We start from the raw sequence: 9,139 nt of genomic DNA, 5'->3' as shown, positions 1-9,139 counted from the left end.
TCCCTATCCCTGGAATCTCTTTCGCTTCTTTGATGTTTTTCCCGATTGTATTAACGGAGACACGCCAGAGATTTTACCTCCTTCCTTTGAACCTGATCAGCATTTTGACCTGATTATCTTGGCCTATCAAGTTTGGTTTTTGGCCCCATCCCTCCCCATTCAGGCTTTCATGAAGTCACCCTATGCCCAGGTCCTGCGGAATACCCCCGTTATCACCCTCATTGCCTGCCGCAATATGTGGCATTCTGCGTCAGAGCAATTGCAACAAACCCTGATTGACCTCGGCGGCCATTTAATTGGAAAAATAGTGGTGACCCATCAAGGCTCTCCTTTGGCTACCTTTATCACTACTCCCCGCCTAGTGCTCACGGGGAAAAAGGACTCGGCTTTAGGGGTTCTCCCTCCTGGAGGATTTGCGGAGAAGGATATTAAATCTGTGTCACAGTTTGGCGAGCAATTAGTGGACTATTTACCCCAATTGTCTCTGCCGCAACCACCACCGCTCTTTATCGGTATGGACCCCGTCCAAGTCAATAAACGCTACATTTTACCTGAATGGGTTGGCATTACTCTCTACCGGCCTTGGGCTAAACTGATCCGCTTAGGTGGCCCGTCCGGATCTCCCGTCAGGACTTTATTGGTTTGGTTATTTGCTTTACAACTCGTTATTGCCTTGCCGATAGTATTGTTGCTATGTACAATCATCAGGATATTATTTCATCCTATCTTGAACCCGGTTCTAGAATCCTACGCCCTAAAACTGCAAAAACAGTCCTTTGATTAGCCTTATAGGCTAAGGCTAATTCAGTAGATAGGCAACTAAAATTCAGGGCAATATATCGCCCGGATAAATAATAATAACCTAGTTACAGAGGAGCAACCCTGAATGAATACAAAGGCTTATATCAATGGAATGGGAGCTTTTCTTCCCAACGAACCGATTAATAATGCTGAGATTGAGAATGTCTTGGGGTTAATCAATGACAAGCCATCACGGGCAAAGAAGTTAGTTTTAAGAAACAATGGAATTAAAACTCGTCACTACGCTATTGATCCGATAAATAGAAATATTACCCACACCAATGTGGAACTAACGGTTGAATCAATTAAAACTCTTGTCAAAAATTCAAGCTTTGATCTCAGTCAGTTGGACTGCTTGGCTTGTGGAACTTCTGGCCCAGACCAAATGATTCCGAACCATGCCTTGATGGTTCACGGCGCCTTGGGAAATCCCCCCTGCGAAGTCATCGCCACGAGCGGTGTTTGTTGCTCGGGAGTTGCAGCCTTTAAATATGCCTACATGAATGTTAGTCTGGGCTTCGCTCGTAATGCCGTGGTGACTGGCTCAGAGCAAGTATCCAGTATCCTCCGCTCCCAACATTTCCAACCGGAAATAGATGCTAAATTAGCCCAACTGGACGATAAACCCATTGTCGGATTCGAAAGGGATTTTTTGCGCTGGATGCTTTCCGATGCGTCAGGGGCCGCTCTCATTGAGAATAAGCCCAATGACGAAGGTATTTCTCTACAGATTGATTGGGTCGATTATATTTCCTTTGCCAATGAACTAGAAACCTGTATGTACGGAGGCTGTATCAAGCTGGAAGATGGCAATGTTCAAGGCTGGAAAAATATCAATAACCTTAAGGAAGCTTTTGATGAAGGTTATTTTGATCTTAACCAAGACGTTAAACTGCTTGCAGACAACATTGTTCTTATGGGTCAGCGAGGTCTGGAAAAGACCAAGAAAAAGTATGGTTTAGATCCCGATACAATTGATTGGTTTCTTCCTCACATGTCTTCTGGTTATTTCAAAAAAGATTTAAGTCTACAAATGGAAGAAATTGGCATGTTCATACCAGAAGAGCGTTGGTTTACCAATCTGGAATACAAAGGCAATACTGGAGCTGCTTCTATTTGGATTATGTTAGAGGAATTGTTTAATTCTGGACGTCTGGAGAAAGGCCAAAAAATTCTCTGCATTATTCCAGAAAGTGCCCGCTTTTCCTATGCTTATATGCACTTTACTGTCATTTAGGTCATTGAGCAGAGCCAGGGGGTCTGATCACTAGATAAATACCATATTCATAGTCATCAAAACTGAATTATTTACGGTTACTTTGAGAGAACTCCATGACTCATTTCGGACTGATTTGTCCTCAATCGACAGGCCACCTTAATCCGATGGTTGCACTGGGCAAGGCCTTGTCCAAAAAAGGACATCAGGTAACTCTTTTTTGTGTTGACGACTTTAAAGAGAAATTTCCTCAGTCAGCCATCCAGGTACAAGTAATCGGAAAAGAAGAATTTCCCAAGGGTACATTACCTGCCTTTTTGGAAAAATTAGCTCAACTTGAGGGCGTTCAGGCAGGCATGTACACGCGAGATGGTTTACTGGCCTTCGCCCAAGTTGTATTGAAGGAAGTTCCCTCCCTTGTCAAGTCTCATGGTGTTGAAGCGTTGCTAGTGGAGCAACTTTGCCCGGAAGCTGGAAGCGTTGCTGAGTATCTACAAATTCCCTTTGTCACCACTTGCGCTATTTCTCCACTTAACTATGAGTTACAAGTCCCTCCTTGCTTCACAGATTGGCCTTTTCAGAAAGAAGGTTGGGCATTAGCGCGTAATCGTATGGGATATTTTGCGTATTATCAGGCCCGTCGTCCAATTCACCAACTTATAGATAAATATCGGCAGGACTGGGACTTACCAGTCTTAAATCATCCTGATGAGGCTTTTTCTCCCATTGCTCAAATTTGCCAAGTTCCCCAGTCATTTGAGTTTCCCCGCCATCAATTACCTCCACAATTTATTTTTACGGGACCTTTTTTAGATGAATCAAGCCGTCCCCATATTCCTTTTCCCTTTGAAAAATTAGATGGCAGTCCGCTTATTTACGCCTCGCTGGGAACCACATTTAATTTAGATCAAACCCTCTTTCAACGAATTGCAAAGGCAGTCAAAGACCTCAATGTACAGACAGTGATTAGTCTCGGTGGTGGGTTAAAGTCTGAAGAACTAGATAATATGCCTAACAATGTCATTGTGGTAGATTATGCACCTCAATTGGAACTACTCCAAAAAGCCTCGCTGACTATTACCCATGCTGGTATTAATACGACTTTGGAGTCCTTGAAAAATGGTGTTCCCTTAGTTGCCTTGCCGGTGGCGGGAGATCAACCGAGTGTGGCAGCTCGCATTGCCTGGACAAAATCTGGTGAAGCCCTGCCGATCGCCCGCCGTTCTTCTCAGAATCTAAGGGCCGTTATTGAGAAGATTTTGGATAGTCCAATTTATCGCCAAAACGCTCAACGTATCCAGACTGACATTGAGCAAGCAGGAGGTTTACAGAAAGCAGTGGAAGTTATTGAGAGTTGTGTCTAAATTATCTTCCCTGGCCAACTCCAAAAAGTATGAAGATAATTCGGAACGGAAAAACGAAATAAGGCAACTGACAATTATCCCTTGTACTATACACGTCGGGATGATTGTGCTACCATGGACTAGCCACTTTTACAGAATGGCGATCGCCGTAGCATTGCAGAGGATTTATCGCAATGAAGTCAGTTTTCCCGAATAATTCCTCAAGCAGCAGGCTCGTTCTCTTCCTCGTTGTTGGTGTTGTATTCGCAGGGGTCGGGATTTTGGGGTGGTTTAGTTTTCCCCCCAGCAGAATATCTGATTCTCAGTCCCAGTCTGGTGATAATAAACAGAATCAAAGCTCGACAGCGGCAGATCTCAATGGTCAGCAAGCCAATGTGCCATCCCGAGTGGCAGCCATTGGTTATCTGGAACCTAAGGGGGAAGTTCGGAGACTTTCTGGTCCCCTTAGTCCCGATGGTAAGGGCAGTCGGGTTGAGCGACTTTTGGTCAAAGAGGGGGAATTTATCAGCTCTGGACAGGTGGTGGCCCTTCTGGATAACTACGCCACAATGGAATCAAAGGTAAGGATTGCCCAGTCCCAACTGCAAACAGCCCAAGCCAAGTTAATGCAGGTACAGGCGGGGGCCAAGCAGGGGCAAATTTCGGCGCAAAAAGCTCGATTATCTGGTGTTGTGTCCGAGCTAGAGGGGCAAATTAGCATCCAGAATGCAACTATTCAGCGGATTACTGCAGAATTAGCAGGGGAGAAAATTGCTCAAGAAAAATCCATAGAAAAGCTGGAAATTGAGTACAACAATGCCAATTCAGAATGCCAGCGCTACAAATTGCTCTTTGAACAAGGAGGTACTTCTGCCTCCGAATATGATCGGTTCTGTTTGGTGCCGAAACAACTAGAGCGGGAACTAGCAGAGGCCCAAGCTAATTTGCAACGAATTATTAGCAGCCGCCAAGAAGAACTTGCGGAGGCCAGGGCAAATCTGAGTCGGACTGTGCAAACGCTCAATGATCAACAAAATCAGGCCCTGGGAACTCTGGATGAAATTTCTGAAGTTAGGGGAGTTGATCTGGCCGTCGCAGAAGCCCAGGTACAGGAAGCAATGGCGCAACTCAAACAAGCTCAGGCCGAATTTAATTTAACTAAAATTGTTTCGCCCACTGATGGACAAGTCCTCAAGATTTATACCTATCCAGGCGAGAGGATTAGTGATAAAGGCATTGTTGAGATTGGACAAACTCAAACAATGTACGTAAGGACGGAAGTCTATGAAACCGATATTATCAATGTCAGAAAGGGTCAGAAAGCCTACATTTCTAATCCGGCTTTTCCTGAGCCACTGGAAGGGGTGGTTGAGTCCGTTGGTCATCAAATCGGTCGTCGCACAATTCTTGATAACGATCCCGTTGCGGATATCGATGCCAGGGTAGTCGAAGTGGATATCCGCCTGTCGGAGGAGAGCCAAAATAAAATTGATCTTTCACGGCTAACCAATCTTAAGACTCAGGTGATTATTCAAACTAATTCTTCAAAGCTACAAGGCTAAGCGGCAAAAATCGGTGGCCTGGTAAGATGTCCTTCGACTAGCTCTAGCTATTTCGCTGATTTGATTGGAGCGGTCAACACCATGTTTTTTTAGATTAAACTGGTGACTGCCTAGCTTGGAAGTAAACATTTGACATTAAAAAAAATTGTTAGTTTTTTTCTGTGAAGATACCTACTGCTTGGCTTCAGCTCAAATTCTATCCACTGCGTCTCGCGGTGGCGGTGGCGGGGGTCTGTTTTTCAATATTTTTAATTTTTATGCAATTGAGCTTTCAGGATGCTCTCTTCGATAGTGCCGTATCTTTGTACGAGCCTCTGGATGCGGATATTTTCGTTCTGAGTAGTCGCTCCTCAGCTTTAATTGCCATGGAAAACTTTCCGGAACGAAGGCTAAGTCAGACCCTGGCCGTGGAGAATGTTGCGGAAGTAATCCCCCTCTATCTAGGCTTTGCCCAGTGGCGTAATCCAGTTCAAAAAAACTATTGGCGGAGTATTTATGTTATTGGCGTCAACCCCAGCCAGTCTGTATTTAATTTGAAATCAGTTGAAGAAAATCGCTTTAGACTGCAACTACCAGATACGGTTCTTTTTAATGAGCATTCTCGGGCAGAGTATGGCCCCATTCCAGAGATTTTCCAGCAAAAGGGAGAATTGACAACCGAAATTGGCGATCGTGGTTCTAGTAATCGCGAAGTGACCGTTGTTGGCTTGTTTCCTTTAGGCATATCCTTTGGTGCCGATGGCACTATTCTTACCAGTGATCTAAACTTCCGGCGGATATTACCGGGACGCAAAAAAGGATTTATTAATTTGGGGGGCATTAAACTCCAAGACAAAAGTAAGTTGGATATCACCCTGGAAGCACTCAGGGATTATTTACCGAACGATGTCAAGGTTTTTTCAAAGGCAGAAATTTTTGCCTTTGAGAAAAACTACTGGGCCACGGGCAGTCCCATTGGTTTTGTCTTTGCTTTAGGAGTCGGAATCGGTTTGTCTGTCGGTGTGGTGATTACCTATCAAGTGCTCTACAGTAGCATCTCTCAGCATCTGTCGGAATATGCAACTTTGCGGGCCGTTGGTTATCGACAGCGCTACCTACTCGGAGTTGTTTTTCAAGAGGCTGTTTTTTTAGCCCTATTTGCCTATGTTCCGGGTATTATCTTTACGAGTTTTGCCACCAAATTGGCCAGGGATGCCACCAATCTTCCTGTCTATATCGATGCAAACAAAGCAATAGTTGTATTGTTGCTATCATGTCTGATGTGTTTTGTATCGGGTGGAATTGCCATTCGTAAACTTCAGGATGCTGATCCGGCGGATGTGTTTTATTAGAATTGAAGCAGTTAATATATTTTTAACTCCAGGAGCAATTTCACTTACTTTGCATGAATGACGCTGTTTTTGTTAGTAATCTCAACCACTATTACGGCCATAGACAACTCCGGCAGCAGGTTTTATTTGATATTAATCTGGTTATCAATGAAGGGGAAATTGTTCTACTAACGGGGGAATCGGGTTCGGGCAAGACGACCCTACTGTCCTTGATCGGCGCTCTGAGGAGCATTACGGAGGGAAATGCCCTGGTGCTCAATCGTCAATTGTATCGAGCTAATGAGGCCCGATTAGTGGATGTTCGCCGGAGAATTGGTTATATTTTCCAATCCCATAATCTTCTCCAATTTATGACGGCTCTGCAAAACGTCAGAATGTCGGCGGAGCTATTGGAAGAACCTCACCTTGGCCCAGCAACAGAGCGAGCCCATCGCATCCTGGATGCTGTCGGTTTAAAATCACGGAAAGAGTATTATCCCCACCAACTATCGGGGGGACAAAAACAACGGGTGGCGATCGCCCGAGCCTTGGTCAATAGTCCCAAGCTAATTTTGGCGGATGAGCCCACTGCATCCTTGGATAGCAAAACCGGTCGGGAGATTATTAATCTCATCCAGCGACTGGCCCAGGAACAAGGAAGTGCGGTTCTCCTGGTCACCCACGATAACCGTATTTTTGACATTGCCCACCGCATTCTCAGCATGGAAGATGGCCGACTGTACGAAACTTAGAGCAGTGTTATAGTGGGGGTAGTTATAAGGCTTGGCACAAAAAGAGTCCACCCTGTATTATTTCTATTTATTTGTAAATCCATGGTTTCTGCAACGTCATCCTCTGTTGAAAACTTAGATTTTAGTCATCTTCGGGGTAAAGATCGTAAGATTACCCAGATCATCGAAAAAACCTACCACAACAACACGGAATCTGACTACACCGAAAAAATTGAACAGTTGGAAAAGGCTTTCAACTACTCGGTTGAAAAAGATTATTATTGGGGCTCTCCAGAATTATCATTTTTGTACGGAACACCTCTTTACGAGCAGTCTTCAGAGTCGCAAAGAAAGGTTCTGAATCATCTCTACTGGATTGGGCAGTATAATCTCGTTGCGGCCAGCGAAACAAGCACCATTCTTTTTAATCAAGTCACGGCAAACGTTTTCTTCTCCCTGGGAGGATTTGACTCCCTCTGCCACGAGCTGGATCTGGAAACCAATCAAGAACGGTACCATATTCATGCTTTTCAGAATATTGATCGCATTGTCCAAGAGGGCATCTTTGGGAATGCTGACGTCAATGGAGATCAATACCGCAAGCAGACCTTGGATGTTCTGCGGGATGGTGTTGCTCGCTATATGGGATCGGATCTAACCCTAAAATTTCTCAGCATCAATTGGGGCAGTACTCCCTTTCTGGCGTCTCAATACTATTGTGCTCGATATATTGCCAATATTTCCCTCAAAAATAAAGAACAGGTTTATTCTTTACACTGCCGTAAGCTACAAAAGTCCGGTGCTCATGTTCCGGCACCGACGGCCATTTCCCGTTACCACCTTTTGGATGAGTCATTCCATACTACTATTTCTCAGTTACTTGGCAAGGAACTTTATAAAGAGTTTGCGAAGCCATCTGCCTACGAAAAGTTTTTGATGAATACGGTCATCTATAACTATCAAAAACACGGGGCTGGTAGTTTATCTGGCTTGGCCCCTGGGGCACCCCTCAAAGATGAGCTGTTTATGCCCGTTCTGTATAGCGTCCTTCGATCTTCAGTATTTGGGATGTCCACCACGGAGGCTTTGGATTGGATTGAAAAATGCGCCTGTAGCGAACACAAAGGATTTCATGTCTCCTTGGAATATGTCACCCGGTTATTGAATGACTTGCGGCGTTTCTTTTCGACTATTGATTACTTATGGCCGGTAAATAAGGAGTGGAGCATAATGGCAGAAGCCCATTCTATTCCAAAAACTTTAAAGGCTAATCGCCGGGCCTTTAACAAATTCGCTAGAACCGTGTAGCTCACTATCCTGAGTGTCCATAACTATCAAAAACCTCTCCCAATTTACAGGAGAGGTTTTTTAATCTCTCTTCTCTGGGTCGAATTCCTCGCCACTTGCGGCGCTAAAATGAGGGAATTAGTAAATATATCCACAAAAGTCACTTTCAGCGAATAAAATATCTCATAAAACCCTCACGGTGGTTAAACTATGGGCAATTTTATCGGCAATGCCTGTAACCCAATTTTCATCCTGTTTGGTGTAACTGCGGGGGATATTGGCTCCTAAAATCATCACGCCCCGATCGCCGAGGGGCTGACAGATCAAACCTTGGGTATTGGCTGGTAAATAATCAAATTCCACCCGACCGGGATAAAGGGGAAGATTAACTAGATAAACTGGCTTTTGGGTTTGCATTACCCGTTCCACAATGGGCCCTGGTTTCACTTCTGGTTGCCCACTCAAAATGCCCCGGCGCAACAACACCTGGCGATCGTAATAGACCACCATGGTTTGAGTCACCGTATTGGTCAGCAATAAATGGGAGGCCCAGGCTAACTCCGTTTTCAAGTCCTGGGGCAGACTGTCCAGTAAATCAAAACCCTCTTTGCCTTCGAGTACCACCGCTTCCGGTGACTTGGGCTGAATCCGTTGCCAAATTAGCCACACACACACCAGCATGCCCGCCAAGATTACCCCCACCACATCGGAACGAGCTTGGGATGGGGTCAACATCGGCGTGGAAAGGCGGTTAATCAGTAGCAACAGTCCCCCCACAGTGCCCGCCCCCAGGGGTAACAAACGAACAATACGATTGGGATCTGCGCTCATGGCAATAATTAACTAGAGGTGGACTGGAAATCCCTTGGGGAAATAGGCAGAGTTAGGG

The 9,139-nt window shown here is 45.0% G+C and carries 9 protein-coding genes; 8 read left to right on the top strand and 1 reads right to left on the bottom strand.

Annotated features, from left to right (window positions below; translation table 11 throughout):
* The 8 genes from IQ219_RS12435 to IQ219_RS12400 all read left to right on the top strand — a co-directional run.
* Positions 1 to 784: hypothetical protein (locus tag IQ219_RS12435; protein WP_194072810.1), on the top strand; the 784-nt coding region annotated here is incomplete at its 5' end.
* 102 nt (positions 785 to 886) lie between these two features.
* Entirely contained in the window at positions 887 to 2,038 is a 1,152-nt protein-coding gene (locus IQ219_RS12430; protein ID WP_194072809.1) for a beta-ketoacyl-ACP synthase III, read from the top strand.
* A gap of 95 nt (positions 2,039 to 2,133) precedes the next feature.
* The gene (locus tag IQ219_RS12425; protein WP_194072808.1) at positions 2,134 to 3,381 is read left to right on the top strand and encodes a glycosyltransferase; all 1,248 of its coding nucleotides are present in this window, start codon (positions 2,134 to 2,136) and stop codon (positions 3,379 to 3,381) included.
* The gene (locus IQ219_RS12420) at positions 3,374 to 3,577 is read left to right on the top strand and encodes a hypothetical protein (protein ID WP_194072807.1); all 204 of its coding nucleotides are present in this window, start codon (positions 3,374 to 3,376) and stop codon (positions 3,575 to 3,577) included. The genes IQ219_RS12425 and IQ219_RS12420 overlap by 8 nt, the downstream gene beginning before the upstream one ends.
* A gap of 64 nt (positions 3,578 to 3,641) precedes the next feature.
* Positions 3,642 to 4,922 carry an HlyD family efflux transporter periplasmic adaptor subunit gene (locus IQ219_RS12415; RefSeq protein ID WP_194072806.1) on the top strand — a complete coding sequence of 427 codons (1,281 nt, stop codon included), beginning with the start codon at positions 3,642 to 3,644 and terminating at the stop codon, positions 4,920 to 4,922.
* 161 nt (positions 4,923 to 5,083) lie between these two features.
* Complete coding sequence (gene devC, locus IQ219_RS12410) at positions 5,084 to 6,253, top strand: ABC transporter permease DevC (protein WP_194072805.1); 1,170 nt, start codon at positions 5,084 to 5,086, stop codon at positions 6,251 to 6,253.
* A 53-nt stretch (positions 6,254 to 6,306) separates the two neighbouring features.
* Positions 6,307 to 6,984, top strand: a complete 678-nt coding sequence (locus IQ219_RS12405) for an ATP-binding cassette domain-containing protein (RefSeq protein WP_194072804.1) — start codon at positions 6,307 to 6,309, stop codon at positions 6,982 to 6,984.
* Between the two features lie 81 nt (positions 6,985 to 7,065).
* Positions 7,066 to 8,271 (top strand): hypothetical protein, encoded by a 1,206-nt coding sequence (locus IQ219_RS12400; protein WP_194072803.1) that lies wholly within the window; start codon positions 7,066 to 7,068, stop codon positions 8,269 to 8,271.
* 162 nt (positions 8,272 to 8,433) lie between these two features.
* Here IQ219_RS12400 and IQ219_RS12395 read toward each other — a convergent pair whose 3' ends face one another.
* Entirely contained in the window at positions 8,434 to 9,081 is a 648-nt protein-coding gene (locus tag IQ219_RS12395) for a cofactor assembly of complex C subunit B (protein ID WP_194072802.1), read from the bottom strand.
* Between the last annotated feature and the right edge of the window lie 58 nt (positions 9,082 to 9,139).

Origin of the sequence: Synechocystis sp. LEGE 06083 (assembly GCF_015207725.1) — a bacterium.
GTDB classification, from domain to species: domain Bacteria; phylum Cyanobacteriota; class Cyanobacteriia; order Cyanobacteriales; family Microcystaceae; genus Synechocystis; species Synechocystis salina.
The sequence above is the reverse complement of the archived record's forward strand: the minus strand, read 5'-3'. Positions and strand labels throughout refer to the sequence as shown.

Excerpts from the sequence above, each read along its gene's own strand:
- IQ219_RS12425 (WP_194072808.1), top strand. The coding sequence starts at position 2,134 with ATGACTCATTTCGGACTGATTTGTCCTCAATCGACAGGCCACCTTAAT.
- IQ219_RS12430 (WP_194072809.1), top strand. The coding sequence starts at position 887 with ATGAATACAAAGGCTTATATCAATGGAATGGGAGCTTTTCTTCCCAAC.
- IQ219_RS12400 (WP_194072803.1), top strand. The coding sequence starts at position 7,066 with ATGGTTTCTGCAACGTCATCCTCTGTTGAAAACTTAGATTTTAGTCAT.
- IQ219_RS12395 (WP_194072802.1), bottom strand. The coding sequence starts at position 9,081 with ATGAGCGCAGATCCCAATCGTATTGTTCGTTTGTTACCCCTGGGGGCG.
- IQ219_RS12405 (WP_194072804.1), top strand. The coding sequence starts at position 6,307 with ATGAATGACGCTGTTTTTGTTAGTAATCTCAACCACTATTACGGCCAT.